Consider the following 18,530-nt stretch of genomic DNA (forward strand, 5'->3'; position numbering starts at 1 on the left):
CACACGACCCGCAGGGTCGTCACCGGCCGAATCGGGGGCAGCAACAAGCAAGCGGATTCCATGTACGTCACTGGCTTGCCTGGTTGCGGAAGGGGGGTTCTAGGGGGGCGAAGCCCACCTAGCGGGGGGCCGTTGGGGGGCGGAGCCCCCCGACACGACCCCTCGGCGGCAGCCGAAGAACCCAGGGGGCGTGCCCCCACAACAGGGGGGAGGCCGCCCTCACGGGGTGAGCCCGAGAGGCGGCTCAACCCGCGCGGAGCGGTTAGCGGGAGGGGGCGATGGTTACTTCGACGCGCTGGAACTCCTTGAGTTCGGAATACCCCGTGGTGGCCATGGCCCTCCGCAACGCTCCGAAGAAGTTCATCGAGCCGTCCGGGGTGTGGGAGGGGCCCAGCAGGACCTCCTCCATGGTGCCGACCGCTCCGAGGTCGACGACGCGGCCACGCGGCACGTCGAGGTGCACGGCTTCCATGCCCCAGTGGTGGCCCCTGCCGGGGGCGTCGCTGGCCCGGGCCAGCGGCGAGCCCATCATCACGGCGTCGGCGCCGCAGGCGATGGCCTTGGGCAGGTCGCCGGACCAGCCGACGCCGCCGTCGGCGATGACGTGCACGTATCGGCCGCCGGATTCGTCCATGTAGTCGCGGCGGGCGGCGGCGACGTCGGCGACGGCGGTCGCCATCGGCACCTGGATGCCCAGCACGTTGCGCGTCGTGTGCGCGGCGCCGCCGCCGAAGCCGACCAGCACACCGGCGGCGCCCGTGCGCATGAGGTGGAGCGCCGCGGTGTAGGTGGCGCAGCCACCGACGATGACCGGGACGTCGAGCTCGTAGATGAACTGCTTGAGGTTGAGCGGTTCGGCGGCGCTGGAGACGTGCTCGGCGGAGACCGTGGTCCCGCGGATCACGAACAGGTCGACGCCCGCGTCGACCACGGCCTTGGAGAACTGTGCCGTGCGCTGCGGTGACAGCGCGGCGGCCGTCACCACGCCGGAGTCGCGGACCTCCTTGATGCGCCGGCCGATCAGCTCTTCCTTGATCGGCTCGGCGTAGATCTCCTGCATACGGCGGTTGGCGGTGGCCTCGTCGAGCTCGGCGATCTCCTGGAGCAGCGGCTCGGGGTCCTCGTAGCGGGTCCACAGGCCTTCGAGGTTGAGGACACCGAGGCCGCCGAGTTCGCCGATGCGGATGGCGGTGCGCGGCGAGACGACCGAGTCCATGGGGGCGGCGAGGAAGGGCAGCTCGAAGCGGTAGGCGTCGATCTGCCAGGCGATCGAGACCTCCTTCGGGTCGCGGGTGCGCCTGCTGGGCACCACGGCGATGTCGTCGAAGGCGTACGCCTGCCGGCCGCGCTTGCCGCGCCCGATCTCGATCTCAGTCACGTCTACTGCCTCTCACTCTGGTGTGCCGCGCCCCAGTATCGCCGACGGGCCGCGCCCGGCGACGGGCGAGGGCGGCCGCCCTCGTCGCCGTCCCCTTCGGAGGGTCAGCGGCGCGAGTAGTTCGGCGCCTCGGTCGTCATCTGCACATCGTGCGGGTGGCTCTCCTTGAGCCCGGCCGAGGTGATGCGGACGAACCGGCCGCGGGCCTTCATCTCGGGGACGGTACGGCCGCCGACGTAGAACATCGACTGCTTCAGCCCGCCGACGAGCTGGTGCACGACGGCGGAGAGCGGTCCGCGGTAGGCGACCTGGCCCTCGACGCCCTCGGGGATCAGCTTGTCGTCGCCGCTGACGCCCTCTTGGAAGTAGCGGTCCTTGGAGTAGGACTTGGCGTCGCCGCGGGTCTGCATCGCGCCGAGCGAGCCCATGCCGCGGTAGGACTTGAACTGCTTGCCGTTGATGAACAGCAGCTCGCCCGGCGACTCCTCGCAGCCCGCCAGCAGGCTGCCCAGCATGACCGTGTCGGCGCCGGCGACCAGGGCCTTGGCGATGTCGCCGCTGTATTGCAGGCCGCCGTCGCCGATGACCGGGACGCCCGCTTCCTGCGCGGCCAGCGACGCCTCGTAGATGGCGGTGACCTGCGGGACGCCGATTCCGGCGACGACGCGGGTGGTGCAGATGGAGCCGGGGCCCACCCCGACCTTCACGCCGTCGACCCCGGCGTCGATCAGTGCCTTGGCGCCGTCGCGGGTGGCGATGTTGCCTCCGACGACGTCGACACCCGGGTGGTTCGACTTGATCTTGGCGACCATGTCGCCGACGAGTCGCGAGTGGCCGTGCGCGGTGTCGACGACGATGAAGTCGACACCTGCCTCGATCAGCGCCTGCGCCCGGTCGTACGCGTCACCCGCGACGCCGACGGCGGCGCCGACGACCAGCCGTCCCTCGGCGTCCTTGGCCGCGTTCGGGTACTGCTCGGCCTTGACGAAGTCCTTGACGGTGATGAGGCCCTTGAGCGTGCCGGCTCCGTCCACCAGCGGCAGCTTCTCGATCTTGTGGCGGCGCAGCAGCTCCATGGCCGCGTCGCGCGAGATGCCGACCTCGCCGGTGACCAGCGGCATCGGGGTCATCACGTCCCGCACCTGGCGGCTGCGGTCCAGCTCGAAGGCCATGTCGCGGTTGGTGACGATGCCCAGCAGCTTGCCGGCCGCGTCGGTGACCGGGACGCCGCTGATGCGGAACCGGCCGCACAGCGCGTCGGCCTCCTGCAAGGTGGCGTCGGGGCGGATGGTGATGGGGTCGGTGACCATGCCGGACTCCGACCGCTTGACCTGGTCGACCTGGTTGGCCTGGTCCTCGATCGACAGGTTGCGGTGCAGCACGCCCACGCCGCCCTGGCGGGCCATCGCGATGGCCATCCGGCCCTCGGTGACCTTGTCCATGGCGGCGGACAGCAGCGGCACGTTGACCCGTACGTTGCGCGAGACGTACGACGCGGTGTCGATGTCCTGCGGGGCCATGTCCGACTCGCCCGGCAGCAGCAGGACGTCGTCGTATGTCAGACCCATGGTGGCGAATTTGGCGGGCACCCCGTCGACGTTCTCAGTCATGACACCTTTCCCAGTCCTTGCCCCTGCCGGATGTCCATGCTATCGGCCCGGGGAGGGTGAGCGGACCGCCTGTGGACAACCCTCCGTGGCCCGCTCGACCCGGAGAACTACTGCTCGGCCAGCGCCCGCAGCCTGCTGAGCGCCCGGTGCTGGGCAACGCGGACGGCCCCGGGTGACATTCCCAGCATCTGTCCCGTCTCCTCGGCCGTCAGCCCCACGGCGACCCGCAGCAGCACCAGCTCCCGCTGGTGTTCGGGCAGGTTGGCCAGCAGCTTCTTCGCCCATTCCGCATCGCTGGACAGCAGCGCCCGCTCCTCCGGGCCGAGGGAGTCGTCGGGCCGCTCGGGCATCTCGTCCGAGGGCACGGCGGTGGATCCGGGCCCGCGCATCGCGGCCCGCTGCAGATCGGCGACCTTGTGCTGGGCGATGGCGACGACGAACGCCTCGAAGGGCTTTCCGGTGTCCCGGTAGCGCGGCAGTGCGCAGAGCACCGCGATGCAGACCTCTTGGGCGAGGTCGTCGACGAAGTGACGCGCGTCACCGGGCAGTCGCGTCAGCCGGGTACGGCAGTAGCGCAGCGCGAGTGGGTGGACATGGGCGAGCAGATCGTGCGTGGCTTGGCGGTCGCCCTCGACCGCCCGTTGGACGAGCTTGCTGACCTTCGCGACCTCGGCCGCGTCCGCGGCCCCGGGCTGCGGCCCGTTCTCCTCGTCGCGCATCGGTCCATGGTGCACCGATGCCGCGCGGTTCGCCGCACCGCGCTCGTAGATGTGAGCCGAAGCGTTATGAGCAGGCGCACTGGCCCTCATGTCCACGCCCTCCCCTCACGCCTGACCGATCGGTCCCCGAGGAACTCCATACAACAAGCATGCGGCACACGCGAGATTTCCCGGCTGCCGCGGGGGAATCCGCGGGGACCCGGACCCGGCCGGGGCCGCCGTCCCACCCGTCTGCGGCCGGTGCGGGGCGCGGACGAGCGGGCGGGCGGGAGGGAGTCGTTCGAGGCGGTGGACCGCCCTCCCCCGGCCCTGGGCCGGGGGCTGCCCCCAGGCGGGCGCCCGGCACCGGATCAGCGCACGAGGCCCCAGCGGAAGCCGAGCGCCACCGCGTGCGCGCGGTCGGAGGCGCCGAGTTTTTTGAAGAGCCGCCTGGCGTGGGTCTTGACCGTGTCCTCGGAGAGAAACAACTCACGTCCGATCTCCGCGTTGGAGCGGCCGTGGCTCATGCCCTCCAGGACCTGGATCTCGCGCGCGGTGAGCGTCGGCGCCGCGCCCATCTCGGCCGAGCGCAGTCGCCGGGGGGCGAGCCGCCAGGTGGGGTCGGCCAGCGCCTGGGTGACGGTCGCCCGCAGTTCGGCGCGGGACGCGTCCTTGTGCAGATAGCCGCGTGCGCCCGCGGCGACGGCCAGCGCGACGCCGTCGAGGTCCTCGGCCACCGTCAGCATGATGATGCGGGCGCCGGGGTCGGCGGAGAGCAGCCGGCGTACGGTCTCCACTCCACCCAGTCCGGGCATCCTCACGTCCATCAGGATCAGGTCGGACCGGTCGGCGCCCCAGCGGCGGAGGACTTCCTCGCCGTTGGCCGCCGTCGTCACACGCTCGACGCCGGGCACGGTCGCGACCGCGCGGCGCAGGGCCTCTCGGGCGAGCGGGGAGTCGTCGCATACGAGGACGGATGTCATGGCCGCCCTCCGCTGCTGATGCGCATCACCTTGAGCCTCCAGGCTGCTTTGAGAATCGTCACCTGCGCGATTGACGGCCTCGGGCGTGAGCACCCCGGCCGGTTCCGAGCCAATCGCTTTCGCACTCTCAACGACGGTCACCCGAAAGAGTTACGGCTTCCAGCCACCGTCATCAGCACTCTACGTGAGCACCCGTACACAGAGCAGCAACATCCCGGCTTTTCCATGGCCGCCACACCATCTATCCCGAAGTGCCCTATTCAGATGCATTCCTTCCGTTTTGCGAGATCGCTCGCTAGATTCGCGAAAGAGTCATATTTACGCACGAGTGTCAGATCACCCCAGCAGCACTCAGGAGAGACGCGATGGCAGACTTCTCCCGCCTTCCTGGCCCCAACGCGGATCTGTGGGACTGGCAGCTTCTGGCCGCCTGCCGGGGGGTGGACAGTTCGCTGTTCTTCCACCCCGAGGGGGAGCGCGGCGCCGCCCGCAGCGCGCGGGAGGCTTCCGCGAAGGAGGTGTGCATGCGCTGCCCCGTGCGCTCCGAGTGCGCGGCGCACGCTCTTCAGGTGCGCGAGCCCTACGGCGTGTGGGGCGGGCTCACCGAGGACGAGCGCGAGGAACTGCTGGGCCGCGCCCGCAGTCGGCTGGTGACCGCCCACCCCACTGCGGACCCGCCTCCCGAGGGCTAGGTCCTGTGCCCTCCCGCGCACCCGGCGTGGGGCTGCGCTTGCCGGCCCTGCTCCCCCAGCCTCCGGCCGGGAGGTGTCCTCACAGCCACAACCCAGCCGCAGCCCGCGAACGACAGGACGGGGCGACCCTTCATCGGCGGGCGGCCGCCGCCAGGTGGTCCAGCATCTGCGCGACGGCGGGCACCCGGGCGAGGTCGGGCAGCGTGAGCGCGACCACCTCGCGCCGCACGGCCGGGGTGACCCGCACAGCACGCGTCCCCCGGGGGCGTACGGACTCCACGGCCAGCTCCGGCAGGACGGCGACCCCCAGTCCCGCGCCCACCAGCCCCACCACCGCCGGATAGTCGTCGGTCGCGAAGTCGATACGCGGGGTGAACCCCGCGGTCTCGCACACCTGGACGAGATGCCCGCGGCAGCGCGGACAGCCCGCGATCCACGGCTCCTCGGCGAGAGTGCCGATGCCCACCTCCTCGGCGTCCGCGAACGGGTGCCCCTCGGGCACCAGCCCCACCAGCCGGTCGGTCAGCAGGGGCCGGACCACCAGGTCGTCCCTCCCGCCGCCGGCCGGGAGGTCGCCCCAGGGAGCGTCGTCGTAGCGGAACGCCAGTGCGATCTCGCAGTCCCCCGCCCTCAGCATCTCCACCGAGCGCGGCGGTTCGGCCTCCACCAGCGACACCCGGGTGCCCGGGTGGTCGGCCCGCATCGCTGCGACGGCGGTGGGCACCAGGGTCGAACTCCCGCTCGGGAAGGAGACCAGCCGCACCCGCCCCGCACGCAGCCCGGCCAGCGCGGCGACCTCCTCCTCGGCCGCCGCCAGCCCCGCCAGAATGCCCGTGGCGTGGCGTACCAGCGCCTCCCCCGCCTCCGTCAGCCGCGTCTCGCGCCCCGCACGCACCAGCAGCGGGGTCCCCGCCGCGGCCTCCAGCGCCTTCATCTGCTGGCTGACGGCGGGCTGGGTGCAGCCCAGCTCGCGCGCTGCCGCGGAGAACGAACCGGTGGTGGCGACCGCGCGCAGGACACGCAGATGACGGGCCTCGATCATGCTTCGAGCATAACCAGTGCATAAGGCAAGCTTGGAGGCTCGCATGGAAACAGGCTCGCGGCTTGGGGAAGAGCGCGGATAGCCTCTTGCCCATGCAGCTGCTTTCCGTGAATCTCGCCAAGCCCCACCGCTCGGAGCACACCGACGCCGAGGGCCAGTGGACCGGTATCGACAAACAGCCCGTCGAGGGCGCCGTCACCGTCGCCGCACCCGGCCCCCGCGGCACCGGCGGCAGCGGACTGGCCGGCGACACCATCGGCGATCTGCGCCACCACGGAGGCGAGGAGCAGGCGGTCTACGCCTTCGCCCGCGAGGAACTCGATTTCTGGGAGGGCGAGCTGGGCCGGAAGCTGCCCAACGGCGTCTTCGGCGAGAACCTCACCACCCGCGGTGTCGACGTCGACGACGCCCGCATCGGCGAGCGCTGGCAGCTCGGCGCCCTGGGCACCGGGCCGCTGCTGGAGGTCTCCTCCATGCGGATCCCCTGCCGCACGTTCGCGGGCTGGCTCGGCGAGCAGGGCTGGATCAAGCGGTTCATGAACCGGCGGATGCCCGGCGCCTATCTGCGGGTCGTCGAGCCCGGCGAGGTCCGTGCGGGCGACCCCGTCACCGTCGTCCACCGTCCCGACCACGAGGTCTCGGTCAGCTTTCTGTTCCGCGCACTGACCCAGGAGCCCGGACTGCTGCCGCGCATCCTGGCGGCCGGCGAGGCGCTGGACCCGCTGGCACGGGAGAAGGCGCTGCGCCGCACGAAGGGCTGACCCACCGCCACCTGCGCCGCGGGGACCGGCGGTTGCGCGGCGGCCGGCCACGCGCGGGGCCGATAGCGTGGCCGTATGACGACTGCACTCATCACGGGAGCCACCGCCGGCATCGGCGCCGCCTTCGCCCGGCGGCTCGCGAGCCGCGGCTACCACCTCGTGCTCGCGGCACGGAACACCGACCGGCTGTGGCGTGAGGCGACCGAACTGCACGACCGGCACGGCGTGGAGGCCGACGTCGTCACCGCCGATCTGGCGACGGAGGACGGCATCCGCGCCGTCGAGGAGCGGCTGCGGGACCCCGAACACCCCGTCGATCTACTGGTCAACAACGCGGGGTTCGGCAACAAGGGCCGTTATCTGGAAGTCCCCGTCGCCGATGAGCTGAAGATGCTCAAGGTGCACTGCGAAGCGGTGCTGCGGCTGACGTCCGCCGCGGCCGAGTCCATGTGCCTTCGGGGGCGCGGTGGCGTCATCAACGTCGCGTCCGTCGCCGCCTTCTTCCCCCGGGGGACCTATGGGGCCTCCAAGGCCTGGGTCACCCAGTTCACCCAGGGTGCGGCCAAGGATCTGGCCGGTCAGGGCGTACGGCTGCTGGCGCTGTGCCCCGGGTTCGTTCGTACGGAGTTCCACGAGCGCGCCGGGATGGATTCGGGGGACATCCCCAAGTGGATGTGGCTCGACGCCGACCAGGTGGTCGAGACGGCGCTGCGGGATCTTGCGCGAGGGCGCACGTTGTCCGTGCCGGACCCGCGGTACAAGGCTCTGCTGGGGGCTTCGAAGTTTCTTCCCCGCGGGGTGCTGGCGCGGGCTTCGTCGACGACGGGGCGGAAGTACGGGCCCAAGTAGGTACGGGTCGCCGCCGCTTGTCCGGCTGTGCGTTGCCGAGTGCGCGTCGTTCGTAGCTGTGGGGGCACCTCCCGGCCGGAGGCTGGGGGAGGCAGTTCCCCGCGCCCCTTCGGGCGCGGGGAACTGCGCGTTGTCGGACGCCCGTCAGTGCGCGTGGCCGTGGCCGTGGCCGTGGCCCCCGGCGGACTCTTCCTCCTCCGCCGGCTTCTCGACGACCAGCGTCTCGGTCGTCAGCAGCAGCGAGGCGATCGAGGCGGCGTTCTCCAGCGCGGAGCGCGTCACCTTCACCGGGTCGATGACGCCGGCCTTGATCAGGTCGCCGTACTCACCGGTGGCGGCGTTGAAGCCCTGGCCGGCCTCCAGCTCCGCGACCTTGGCGGTGATGACGTAGCCCTCCAGGCCCGCGTTCTCGGCGATCCAGCGCAGCGGCTCGACCGCGGCGCGGCGGACGGTGGCGACACCGGTCGCCTCGTCGCCCTCCTTGCCGAGGTTGCCCTCCAGCACCTTGACCGCGTGCACGAGCGAGGAGCCGCCGCCGGAGACGATGCCCTCCTCGACGGCCGCGCGGGTCGCGGAGATCGCGTCCTCCAGGCGGTGCTTCTTCTCCTTGAGCTCCACCTCGGTGGCGGCACCGACGCGGATGACGCACACGCCGCCGGCCAGCTTGGCGAGGCGCTCCTGGAGCTTCTCGCGGTCCCAGTCGGAGTCGGTGGACTCGATCTCGGCCTTGATCTGGGCGACGCGGCCCTGCACGTCCTCGGACTTGCCGGCGCCGTCGACGATCGTGGTGTCGTCCTTGGTGACGGTGACGCGGCGGGCGCTGCCCAGCACGTCGAGACCGGCCTGGTCGAGCTTGAGGCCGACCTCCTCGGCGATGACGGTGGCGCCGGTCAGCGTCGCCATGTCACCCAGCATGGCCTTGCGGCGGTCACCGAAGCCGGGCGCCTTGACGGCGACGGCGTTGAAGGTGCCGCGGATCTTGTTGACGACGAGGGTGGAGAGCGCCTCGCCCTCGACGTCCTCGGCGATGATCAGCAGCGGCTTGGAGCCGCCCGCCTGCATGATCTTCTCCAGCAGCGGCAGCAGGTCCTGGATGGAGCTGATCTTGCCCTGGTGGATCAGGATGTACGGGTCGTCGAGGACGGCCTCCATACGCTCCTGGTCGGTGACGAAGTACGGCGAGAGGTAGCCCTTGTCGAAGGCCATGCCCTCGGTGAAGTCCAGCTCCAGGCCGAAGGTCTGGGACTCCTCGACGGTGATGACGCCGTCCTTGCCGACCTTGTCCATCGCCTCGGCGATCAGCTCGCCGACCTGCTTGTCCTGCGCGGACAGGGCGGCGACGGAGGCGATGTCCTCCTTGGAGTCGATCGGGCGGGCCGTCTTGACCAGCTCGTCCGAGACCGCGCCGACGGCGGCGTCGATGCCCTTCTTCAGGGCGGCCGGGGAGGCACCGGCGGCGACGTTGCGCAGGCCCTCGCGGACCAGGGCCTGGGCCAGCACCGTGGCGGTGGTGGTGCCGTCACCCGCGATGTCGTTGGTCTTGGTCGCCACCTCCTTGAGGAGCTGGGCGCCCAGGTTCTCGTACGGGTCCTCGACCTCGACCTCGCGGGCGATCGTGACGCCGTCGTTGGTGATGGTGGGGGCGCCGAACTTCTTGTCGATGACGACGTTGCGGCCCTTGGGGCCGATGGTCACCTTCACGGTGTCGGCGAGGTTGTTCACACCGCGCTCAAGGGCGCGACGGGCGTCCTCGTCGAACTTAAGGATCTTCGCCATGGAAGCTGTTGTGTCCTCTCACACGTCTCGCACGTCTCGTACGCGCACGTATCGGCCCGCACGAGCCGCGCCCTGGCCCCTGCTACCTCGCACGAGGAGCGGGCACCAGGGCGCGATTCGACTGCACGCTGCTGTTTCCGGCGGTGCGTTGCGCACCGGGAAGCGACTGCGTCCGTAGTCCGTACTACTTCTCGCCGTATTACTTCTCGACGATCGCGAGAACGTCGCGGGCCGAGAGGACGAGGTATTCCTCGCCGCTGTACTTCACCTCGGTGCCGCCGTACTTGCTGTACAGCACAATGTCGCCGACGGACACGTCGAGCGGCAGACGGTTGCCGTCCTCGAAGCGGCCCGGGCCCACGGCCAGGACGGTGCCCTCCTGGGGCTTCTCCTTGGCGGTGTCCGGGATGACCAGGCCAGAGGCCGTGGTCTCCTCGGCGTCGAGCGGCTGGACCACGATGCGGTCCTCGAGCGGCTTGATGGCAACCTTGGAGCTGGCGGTCGTCACGATCCGACCTCCCCCTTCGGAGATCTCATTACGTCAAACTGAGGGCTTATGTCTGGGGTGGCGACCTGGTAGATCCGTCGTCGCGGGTGCCGGATCTGCCCGTCGCGATCTGCTGGCACTCCCACGGGGAGAGTGCCAAGGTTGAGATTATGCCCGGCTTAGCACTCGGTCAAGCGGAGTGCTAGCCGCACCGGCTCGTGCCGGTATGAGGGGGCGCCCCCTCACCCGCTCTGGCGGAGATTCGCCGTGGGGCTGCGGCTGTCCGCCGGGGGCGTCGGCGTCGTGGTTGTTCGCGCAGTTCCCCGCGCCCCTGCGGGGCGTCCAGCCGAGTGCTAGCCGCACCGGCTCGTGCCGATGTGAGAGGGCGCCCCGTCGCTCGCTTTCCGCGGAGATTCGCCGTGGGGCTGCGGCTGTCCGCCGGGCGCGGCGCCGTCCTGGTCACTCGCGCAGTTCCCCGCGCCCCTCATGGGGCACCGTCCAGAAATTCCTCGGCCTGCTCCAGGGCCTGGAGCAGGGCTTCCGGGGTGGGGCGGAGGCCGGTGAGCAGGGCGTCCAGCGGGCGCAGGCCCGCCCGGGTGAGGAGACGCTTTTCATTGGTGATCCACTCGCCGCGTGCCGCGAGCACCGCGTGCGCCGACTGCGCCGCGGCGGTGGCCAGCGCGCCCGCGACCTCGGTGGCCTGCCCGCGCGGCGCATGGGCGCCCTTGGCGTACCGCAGGGTCAGCGCGGCGCGCTCCCGCCACACCGGCGGCGCCGCGGCCCGCAGCGCCTCCGGGTACTCCGGGCGGGGCAGCGTGCCGCGCAGCACCCGGTTGAGGGCGAGTTCGGCGACGACGAGGTAGCTGGGGATGCCCGCGAGGTGGAACATCAGCGGCTCCCAGTGGAAGCGCCCTTGCCGGGCTTCGGCGAGTTCGTGCTCGACCACGTCCAGGTCGCGGTAGTGGACATCGACGTGCCGACCGTCGATGGTCAGCCAGGCGCCGCCGTTGAAAACGCCGCCGCCCCATCCGCCGAGCTGCGACACCTCACCCGGCCAGCCGAGGCCGCGCAGCGCGGCCGGGTCGAAGGGACCCCGGTAGTAGACGGCGAGGTCCCAGTCGGCTCCTGGTTCGTGGGTGCCCTGGGCGCGGGAGCCGCCGAGGGTGACGGCGTGCACGGTGGGCAGCGGGGCCAGCCGCTCGGCGACATGGTCGAGGAAGTCCGCGTCCGTCATGGCGGGCGCGGGAACGGGCGTCTCGGGCATGAGGCAGGCGTCCTCGTGGTGAGAAGTGACGACGGGCAGCGCCCTCTCAGGGGCGCGGGGAACCGCAACGGGTGCGCGGGCACCGCGGGCTCCGGGCAGGGGCGACCCGCACCGGAACAGGACCGGCCGGCAGACCGCCTCGGCGCGTGGCGTACGTCGTCACTTCATGGGCCCGACCCTACCGTCCCGGCCCGGCCGCCCGCAGGGCCCGGCGGCACGGGACAATGGCCGGGTGGATCGTGAGGTGTTCGCCCAGCTGCTCTCCGACGAGGGACAGGAGCTGCTGGGTCAGGTACGGGGGATCGAGCCCGCGCGGGAGCTGGCCGTGGCGACGCGGCTGCGGCAGCGGTACGAGCCCGCGCTGGTCTCGGCGGCCCTGGCGCAGAGCCGGCTGCGCAGCCGTGCCGAGGCGAAGTTCGGCCCGGCCGAGGCGCATGCCCTGTACTTCACCGCCGACGGTCTCGAACAGGCCACCCGCACCCCGGTGGCGGCGCACCGCGCCCGGCGGATGAGCGAGCTCGGTGTGCGCAGCGCCGTGGATCTGTGCTGCGGCATCGGCGCCGACGCGCTCGCCCTGGCCCGGGAGGGCATCCGCGTGCTGGCCGTCGACCGCTCGCCGCTGACGTGCGCGGTGGCCCGCGCCAACGCCGAGGCGCTGGGGCTCGGCGCCCTGGTCGAGGTGCGCTGCGCCGATGTCATCGAGGTGGCCACCGACGGCTTCGACGCGCTGTTCGCCGATCCGGCGCGCCGCACCGGGCGGGGCCGCGTCTTCGATCCCGAGGCGTACTCCCCGCCGCTCAGCTGGGCCGTGGAGGCGGCCCGGGCCGCGCCGCTGGCCGCCTTGAAGGTGGCGCCCGGCATCCCGCACGAGGCGGTGCCCGCCCGGGCGGAGGCCGAGTGGGTCTCCTACGGCGGGGACGTCAAGGAGGCGGTCCTGTGGTTCGGCGCGGGCCGGGCGGCTCCCGGTGGCGTCCGGGCGACGCTGCTGCCCTCCGGTGACGCGCTGGCCGGGCGGGGGCTGCCCGATCCCGAGGTGGGCGAGGTGGGCCGGTACCTCTACGAGCCGGACGGTGCGGTCATCCGCGCCCATCTGGTCGCCGAGCTGGCGGAGCAGCTGGCAGGGCGGCTGATCGACGCGACGATCGCCTATGTGACGGCGGACGCGGCGCACTCGACGCCGTATGCCACCGGGTACGAGATCACGGATGTGCTGCCCTTCAACGTCAAGAAGCTGCGGGCGCTGCTGCGGGAGCGCGGCATCGGTGTCGTCACCGTCAAGAAGCGCGGCTCGGCGGTGGAGCCCGAGGAGCTGCGCCGCAAGTTGAAGCTGGACCCGAAGTCGGCGGGCGGCTCCTGCACCGTCTTCCTCACCCGGGTCGCGGGCGCGCCCAGTATGCTGCTGGGCCGTCCGCTGGGCTGAGCGGGGTCAGCGCCTGCGGGAGGCGCGGGTGAAGTCGCCGCGCAGCACCCGTTCGGTCAGGGTGTCCTCGGTCAGGGAGCCGTAGCCGGTGGCGGCCCACAGACTGTCCTCGGGCGGCACCTCGAAGTACGGGACACGGCGGTCCTGGAGGGTCTGGGTGAGGACTTCGGGTGCGCGGCGGGCGGCCACCGCGGCGGCGCAGTCACCGCAGGCCGCGACGGACAGCGACTCGCGGCGGCCCAGCGGGCGCCAGCGGATCCGGTCGGCGGCACGGCCGTGCAGCGGGTGGAAGAAGCACAGCGGCAGCGCAGCGGCACGGGCGGACGCGGACGGCTCGGACCGGCGCAGCGCGTCACGTCCCTCCTCAAGGAGGGCGAGCACGCCGGCCAGGTCGGGTATGTCACGGGCGTCGTCCAGCACCTTGCCGGCGGCGGCGTAGGCGTCGAGGGAGAGCTGGAGCAGATCGCTGTCGGCGCCGTCCTCGCTCGGCTCGTGGGCCAGCAGTTCCTCGTTGTAGGCGAGGAGTTCGCGCTGTACGCGCTTGCGCAGGTCGCGTACGCCCGCCTTGCGCGCGGTCGCGAACACCGAGCGCGGGGAGGTGAACGGCACCCGGATCGAGCTGCTGGAGCGGCGGGCCCGCACGGTGCGGTGGACGAGTCCGGCGGCGACCAGCACGGCGAGTCCCGCGACGATCAGCGCTCCGAGCACGAGCGGGGACAGACCGCCCCCGCCATCGCCGTCCTCGGCACCGGCTTCTGCCTCGGCACCGTCGCCGTTCCCGGACGGGCGGTCGCTGCCAAGATCCTCGGTGGCCTTCTCGTACACCTTGTCGCCGTTGCCGGACTTCACGATCTCCAGCGCGCGGGAGAACTTGGCGTAGAGGCTCTTGTCCCTCATGCCCTCCTCGTGGCCGACGGCCGCGACGCCCCAGAACGCCTGGTACTTGCCTCTGCGCGGGAACTCGTAGCCGTTGAGGAAGCCGTCGTTCTCGCTGAGGGTCATATAGACGGCTTCCTTGGACTGCCCCTCCGCCAACCGGTAGCGAACGACGTCGACCATCTTCTTCGGGTCGCCGCCCCAGGCGTCCCCGGCGATCAACGGGACGACGACGACCCGGACCGGGAGGCCCGACGCCTTGATCTTCTCGGCCAGCTTGCGCTGCTTGTCCGCCGGGAACGCCTGCGCGTACGACGGGTCGACGTAGACCGGTGACTTGCGGAGCCCTTCGGCGATCCGGTCACCTGGCCTGTCGTCGGCGGCACCGGCCCGCCCCGCCCCGCCGAGCGCCAGCGCAAGCGCGGTGGCGACGCACGCGAGGACGAGCGCCGGGAGCCGGGCCGGACGGGCGAAGTGGGCGCCGGGCGCGGCGCGTAGCTCAGTGGACACCTAGCTGCTCCCGTACTCGACGGACGATCTGGTCGGCGGTCGGGCCCGCGTCCCGGCCGGTGCCCTGCGGGGCGGCGAGGGGGCCGGGGACCCGGTGGTAGGGCTCGTGCGGGGCGGAGCGGGCGGCGCCGGGGTCGCGCAGGCACAGCAGCCGCGCGCCGACGACACCCGCGATGTGGGCGGCCCGCGAGCCGGACGTGGACGTGCCGCGTTCCTCCAGCGCGGCCCGGCAGCCGGCGCAGACCGGGCGCGAGCGCGCGCCGCCGCTCTCGCCGGGCAGTTTCAGCTTCCGTGTGGCGGTTGCGGGCCCGTGCAGCGGGTTGAGCACGCACAGCCGGGTCCCGGCGGAGGTGATGTGGCGCCCGCCCCCGGCGGCCAGTACGGCACGGCCGGTGCGGATCAGGGCGAGCCCGGCCGCGAGGGTGGGTGCGTCGGCGTCGGCGTCCACCCGGTTGTCGCCCTCCTGGTCGAGGAGGAGGGTCGCCGCGTCCAGGTGGTCCCACACCCGGGTGCGCGCGGCGTCCGGCAGGTTCCCGGACAGCTGCTCGTACTCCTCGTTCAGCTCGTCCAGTTCGCGCCGTGCCGTTCTGCGCAGCCAGCCGGTCGACGGGCGCGCGGGGGCCTGCGGGTCGGTACTGCCCGACGCGCCGCCGGTGCCGGTGGCGGACGCGCGGGTGGCGGCCGATCGCACACCGGGGCCGATGTGCCGGGCGATGCCCAGCCCGGCCGCCGTCACCCCGAGAGCTGCCAGCGCGCCCACCACTCCCATCAGCGTCCCCGGCACGAAGTCCTCGGCGTACAGGGAGGGCAACTCGTCCTCGGTGACCGGGTTCTCGGCGGCCATCGGCTCCAGATAGGGGCCCTCGGCCGGGGCGGAGGGCAGCCGGTCGACGATCCGCAGGGCCTCGTCCAGCCGCTGGTACACCCCGGCGTCGCTCTCGCCGCCCTCGCCGAAGCGCAGGTCCTCCGTGGCGTCGTGCAGCGCCGCGCTGTCCAGCTCGGCGCCGTGGTTGACGACTTCCAGTTCGCCGTTCTCGGAGTCGTCCGCGATCACATAGACGCCGTCGCCGTCGTCGCCCAGCCGGTCGTGCAGCCGCTTCGCGAGGAGTTCGCCGTCACCGGCCGACTCGTCCGCCGTGTCGAGCGGGACGACGACGAGGCGTACGGGCACCTCCAGCCGCTTCGCACGCTCCCGCAACCGGCCGAGCTGGGCGGGACTCAACGTCCCTGCCGCGAGCGGGTCGAGGTAGACGGGGTCGGCGCGCAGCCCGCGGGCGACCCGGTCGGTCCTGGCCGCCATGTCGGCGGCCGTCGGCACCGGGTCGCCGGTGGTGCGGGTGTCGTCGAAGACGAGCGGCGCGCCGACGCCGATGACGAGGGCGCCGGCGGCGGCGACGGGCACCAGCAGCCGCAGGCCCGGCCCCTTGCCGCCGCGCCAGCGGCGCACGTACCAGCCGACGGCCACGATCAGCACCGGCACCCCGGTCAGCAGGATGCCGGTGAGGAAGCCCTGGTTCTTCCGGTCGGTGCGGCTGGTGTACAGCTTGTCCGGCTCCTCGCCGGCCCGGCCGGCCGCCGCGGCCTTGTCAGCCCGCTCGGTCGCCTCCCCGGAGCGCAGGACGTCGACGAAGTGCCGGAAGGTGTCCAGCGTGCCCGCGTCGTAGGGCAGTTCGAAGGTGGTGGCCATGGCGGCGTCCCGCGCCGGGACGTCCACGCCGAAGGTCTCCGTGTCCGGGCTACCGCCGTCCCCACCGAAGAGCAGGTACAGCCCGTCCTTCCCGAGCCGGTCGTGCACCGCCGCCAGCAGCCCGTCCCGCCCGGCTCCGTACCCGGGCAGCACCAGCACATAGGTCGGCACTCCGGTCCGCTTCGCCTCCTTGAGGAAGGCGGGGCGGGCGGAGAGGGGATTGGTGCGCGGAAGCTGGTCGGAGAGGTGGACGGGGCTCTTGCGCAGCTGGTCGGCGAGGTAGGCGGCAGTCGACCTCGGCTTCTCGTCCGCCACGGAGGCCCCGGCGCTCCCGCCCAGTCCGACCACGGCGACCAGCATCACCGCCGCGACCCGCGCTCCCCAGCGCGCGGCCTTGGCAACCCCCCTGCGCATTCCGGCCCCCCGCACCCGACAACGTTCCCGACCCGCACCATCCTGCCGCGTAACTCACCGTGAACACACCCACCTCACAGGTGCAGGTGCGCGGGGTCACACCCGCTCGAACCGCCACCTGTGCACCGGGCGGGCCGACAGCTGGGCCGGCGGGTCGGGCAGTTCGGGTACCTCCGCGTCGTAGCCGCCCTCCCACCAGGTGATGACCAGCACCCGCTCGCCCGGCGCCGTGAAGTGCTCGCGGCGTTCGCAGGGGACGGCGGCCGGGGCCAGGTCCTGGCCGCGGGCCCAGGCCAGCAGTTCGGGCGCGCGTCCGGGTGCGGCCTTGGCCTCCCACATCAGAGCGACGGTCGGCATCAGGAGTAGAGGTTCTTCCTGCTCAGTTCGTGCACGTGGTCATGGTCGTGGGTGTGGGCGTGGTCGTGGGTGTGGGAGTGTCCCGACGTTGCCGCCGCCGACGGGTCCGGTACGTGCGGTTCGGTCACCGGCAGCGAGGAGTCGGCGGGCAGGTCCCAGGCGGAAGCGGCCCGGTTGCGGGCCACCATCTCGGCGCCGAGGGCCGCGACCATGGCGCCGTTGTCGGTGCACAGCTTCGGCCGGGGCACCCGCAGCGTGATGCCCGCGGCAGCGCAGCGCTCCTCGGCCATGGCGCGCAACCGCGAGTTGGCCGCGACGCCGCCGCCGATCATCAGATGGTCGACGCCCTCGTCGCGGCAGGCGCGGATGGCCTTGCGGGTCAGTACGTCGGTGACGGCCTCCTGGAAGGAGGCGGCGACATGGGCGACGGGCACCTCCTCGCCCGCGTTCCGCTTCGCCTCGATCCAGCGCGCCACGGCCGTCTTCAGCCCCGAGAAGGAGAAGTCGTACGGGGCGTCGCGCGGACCGGTCAGACCGCGGGGGAAGGCGATGGCGTCCGGGTCGCCCTGCTTGGCGTACCTGTCGATGACGGGACCGCCGGGGAAGCCGAGATTCAGCACGCGGGCGACCTTGTCGAACGCCTCGCCCGCCGCGTCGTCGATGGTCGAACCCAGCGGCCGCACATCGGCGGTGATGTCGGGCGCCAGCAGCAGCGAGGAGTGACCGCCGGAGACCAGGAGCGCCATGGTCGGCTCGGGCAGGGCGCCGTGTTCGAGCTGGTCGACGCAGATGTGCGAGGCGAGGTGGTTGACGCCGTAGAGCGGCTTGCCCAGCGCGTAGGCGTACGCCTTGGCGGCGGAGACACCGACCAGCAGCGCTCCGGCGAGCCCCGGGCCCGCGGTGACGGCGATGCCGTCGAGGTCCGAGGCGGCGACCCCGGCCTCCTTCAGCGCACGCTCGATCGTGGGGACCATCGCCTCCAGATGGGCCCGGCTGGCGATCTCCGGTACGACCCCGCCGAACCGCGCGTGGGTGTCGACGCTGGAGGCGACGGCGTCGGCCAGCAGCGTGTGACCGCGCACGATTCCGACGCCGGTCTCGTCGCAGGAGGTCTCGATGCCGAGAACGAGCGGTTCGTCAGCCATGGCTCTTCGATCCTTGGTGCGTGTTCGGAAGGGGGTTCGTGGGGGCCTCGTCCCCCGGGGTGTCGGCGCAGCCCGCGTACGACGCCGGGTCGGCCAGCCGCATCACCAGCGCGTCCACGCCGGCGGGCTGGTAGTAGCCGCGCCTGACACCGATGGGCACGAAGCCGAAGCGCTCGTACAGGCGCTGCGCCGGTGCGTTGTCCACCCGCACCTCCAGCAGCACCTCGGCGCACTCGAAGTCGGTGGCCGCCCGCAGCAGCGCGCGCAGCAGCCGGGAGCCGAGCCCGGTGCCCCGGTGGCCGGGCAGCACTCCGATGGTCTGGATGTCGCCGGTGCCGCCGACGGCCGCCAGACCGCCGTAGCCGACGAGGGAGCCGTCCGCCTGCTGGGCGACGAGATAGCGGCGGGTGGCGTCCGGCCCGCGCGCGTGCGCCAGCTCCGACCAGAACATCCCCGCCGACCAGGCGTCCTCGGGGAAGAGTTCCTGCTCCAGTCCGAGCACCGGCTCGATGTCCCACCAGCGCATCTCGCGCAGCGTGACGCGGTGGTGCGGGACGCCGTCGCGCGGGGGGCCGCCGTGC

17 protein-coding genes are annotated in these 18,530 nt (G+C 72.4%); 4 read left to right on the forward strand and 13 right to left on the reverse strand.

What is annotated here, in order from left to right; genetic code table 11:
- Window positions 1–262: 262 nt before the first annotated feature.
- From JW613_RS24240 to JW613_RS24255, 4 genes are all read right to left on the reverse strand, one after another.
- Window positions 263–1,378: a GuaB3 family IMP dehydrogenase-related protein gene (locus tag JW613_RS24240; protein ID WP_209213081.1), complete on the reverse strand. Its 1,116-nt coding sequence runs from the start codon at window positions 1,376–1,378 to the stop codon at window positions 263–265.
- A 104-nt stretch (window positions 1,379–1,482) separates the two neighbouring features.
- The gene (gene guaB / locus JW613_RS24245) at window positions 1,483–2,988 is read right to left on the reverse strand and encodes an IMP dehydrogenase (RefSeq protein WP_099883518.1); all 1,506 of its coding nucleotides are present in this window, start codon (window positions 2,986–2,988) and stop codon (window positions 1,483–1,485) included.
- A gap of 107 nt (window positions 2,989–3,095) precedes the next feature.
- The gene (locus tag JW613_RS24250) at window positions 3,096–3,707 is read right to left on the reverse strand and encodes a sigma-70 family RNA polymerase sigma factor (RefSeq protein WP_245226229.1); all 612 of its coding nucleotides are present in this window, start codon (window positions 3,705–3,707) and stop codon (window positions 3,096–3,098) included.
- Between the two features lie 350 nt (window positions 3,708–4,057).
- On the reverse strand, window positions 4,058–4,669 hold the full coding sequence (locus tag JW613_RS24255) for a response regulator transcription factor (protein ID WP_003948568.1): 612 nt from the start codon (window positions 4,667–4,669) through the stop codon (window positions 4,058–4,060).
- Window positions 4,670–5,034: 365 nt separating this feature from the next.
- Between JW613_RS24255 and JW613_RS24260 the strand changes: the two genes are divergently transcribed.
- Complete coding sequence (locus JW613_RS24260) at window positions 5,035–5,361, forward strand: WhiB family transcriptional regulator (RefSeq protein WP_209213082.1); 327 nt, start codon at window positions 5,035–5,037, stop codon at window positions 5,359–5,361.
- Between the two features lie 130 nt (window positions 5,362–5,491).
- Here the strand turns inward: JW613_RS24260 and JW613_RS24265 are convergent, their stop codons facing one another.
- Window positions 5,492–6,403: a LysR family transcriptional regulator gene (locus tag JW613_RS24265; RefSeq protein WP_209213083.1), complete on the reverse strand. Its 912-nt coding sequence runs from the start codon at window positions 6,401–6,403 to the stop codon at window positions 5,492–5,494.
- A gap of 92 nt (window positions 6,404–6,495) precedes the next feature.
- Between JW613_RS24265 and JW613_RS24270 the strand changes: the two genes are divergently transcribed.
- Window positions 6,496–7,164, forward strand: a complete 669-nt coding sequence (locus JW613_RS24270) for an MOSC domain-containing protein (RefSeq protein WP_209213084.1) — start codon at window positions 6,496–6,498, stop codon at window positions 7,162–7,164.
- 75 nt (window positions 7,165–7,239) lie between these two features.
- Window positions 7,240–8,013 carry an SDR family NAD(P)-dependent oxidoreductase gene (locus tag JW613_RS24275; protein WP_209213085.1) on the forward strand — a complete coding sequence of 258 codons (774 nt, stop codon included), beginning with the start codon at window positions 7,240–7,242 and terminating at the stop codon, window positions 8,011–8,013.
- A gap of 144 nt (window positions 8,014–8,157) precedes the next feature.
- On the opposite strand, the gene groL is transcribed toward JW613_RS24275, so the two are convergent.
- From groL to JW613_RS24290, 3 genes are all read right to left on the reverse strand, one after another.
- Window positions 8,158–9,789, reverse strand: coding sequence for a chaperonin GroEL (groL, locus tag JW613_RS24280; protein WP_209213086.1), 1,632 nt, complete (start codon window positions 9,787–9,789; stop codon window positions 8,158–8,160).
- A gap of 199 nt (window positions 9,790–9,988) precedes the next feature.
- The gene (gene groES / locus JW613_RS24285; protein WP_099883511.1) at window positions 9,989–10,297 is read right to left on the reverse strand and encodes a co-chaperone GroES; all 309 of its coding nucleotides are present in this window, start codon (window positions 10,295–10,297) and stop codon (window positions 9,989–9,991) included.
- A 463-nt stretch (window positions 10,298–10,760) separates the two neighbouring features.
- Window positions 10,761–11,540, reverse strand: coding sequence for a nucleotidyltransferase domain-containing protein (locus tag JW613_RS24290; protein WP_209213087.1), 780 nt, complete (start codon window positions 11,538–11,540; stop codon window positions 10,761–10,763).
- 232 nt (window positions 11,541–11,772) lie between these two features.
- On the opposite strand from JW613_RS24290, the gene JW613_RS24295 reads away from it, so the two are divergent.
- Window positions 11,773–12,960, forward strand: coding sequence for a class I SAM-dependent methyltransferase (locus JW613_RS24295; RefSeq protein ID WP_307866021.1), 1,188 nt, complete (start codon window positions 11,773–11,775; stop codon window positions 12,958–12,960).
- A 6-nt stretch (window positions 12,961–12,966) separates the two neighbouring features.
- On the opposite strand, the gene JW613_RS24300 is transcribed toward JW613_RS24295, so the two are convergent.
- The 5 genes from JW613_RS24300 to rimI all read right to left on the reverse strand — a co-directional run bounded on the left by JW613_RS24300 (window position 12,967) and on the right by rimI (window position 18,475).
- Entirely contained in the window at window positions 12,967–14,346 is a 1,380-nt protein-coding gene (locus JW613_RS24300; RefSeq protein WP_307866022.1) for a hypothetical protein, read from the reverse strand.
- Complete coding sequence (locus JW613_RS24305; RefSeq protein ID WP_209213089.1) at window positions 14,336–16,447, reverse strand: hypothetical protein; 2,112 nt, start codon at window positions 16,445–16,447, stop codon at window positions 14,336–14,338. The genes JW613_RS24300 and JW613_RS24305 overlap by 11 nt, the downstream gene beginning before the upstream one ends.
- A gap of 96 nt (window positions 16,448–16,543) precedes the next feature.
- A complete protein-coding gene (locus tag JW613_RS24310; protein ID WP_209213090.1) occupies window positions 16,544–16,804 on the reverse strand; it encodes a hypothetical protein in 261 nt (86 codons plus the stop codon).
- Window positions 16,804–17,949 carry a tRNA (adenosine(37)-N6)-threonylcarbamoyltransferase complex transferase subunit TsaD gene (gene tsaD / locus JW613_RS24315; RefSeq protein WP_209213091.1) on the reverse strand — a complete coding sequence of 382 codons (1,146 nt, stop codon included), beginning with the start codon at window positions 17,947–17,949 and terminating at the stop codon, window positions 16,804–16,806. The genes JW613_RS24310 and tsaD overlap by 1 nt, the downstream gene beginning before the upstream one ends.
- Window positions 17,942–18,475 carry a ribosomal protein S18-alanine N-acetyltransferase gene (rimI, locus tag JW613_RS24320; RefSeq protein ID WP_245226240.1) on the reverse strand — a complete coding sequence of 178 codons (534 nt, stop codon included), beginning with the start codon at window positions 18,473–18,475 and terminating at the stop codon, window positions 17,942–17,944. Before rimI ends, tsaD begins: the two co-directional genes overlap by 8 nt.
- Between the last annotated feature and the right edge of the window lie 55 nt (window positions 18,476–18,530).

It is taken from the genome of Streptomyces smyrnaeus (assembly GCF_017676345.1).
In the GTDB taxonomy this organism is placed as follows: domain Bacteria; phylum Actinomycetota; class Actinomycetes; order Streptomycetales; family Streptomycetaceae; genus Streptomyces; species Streptomyces smyrnaeus.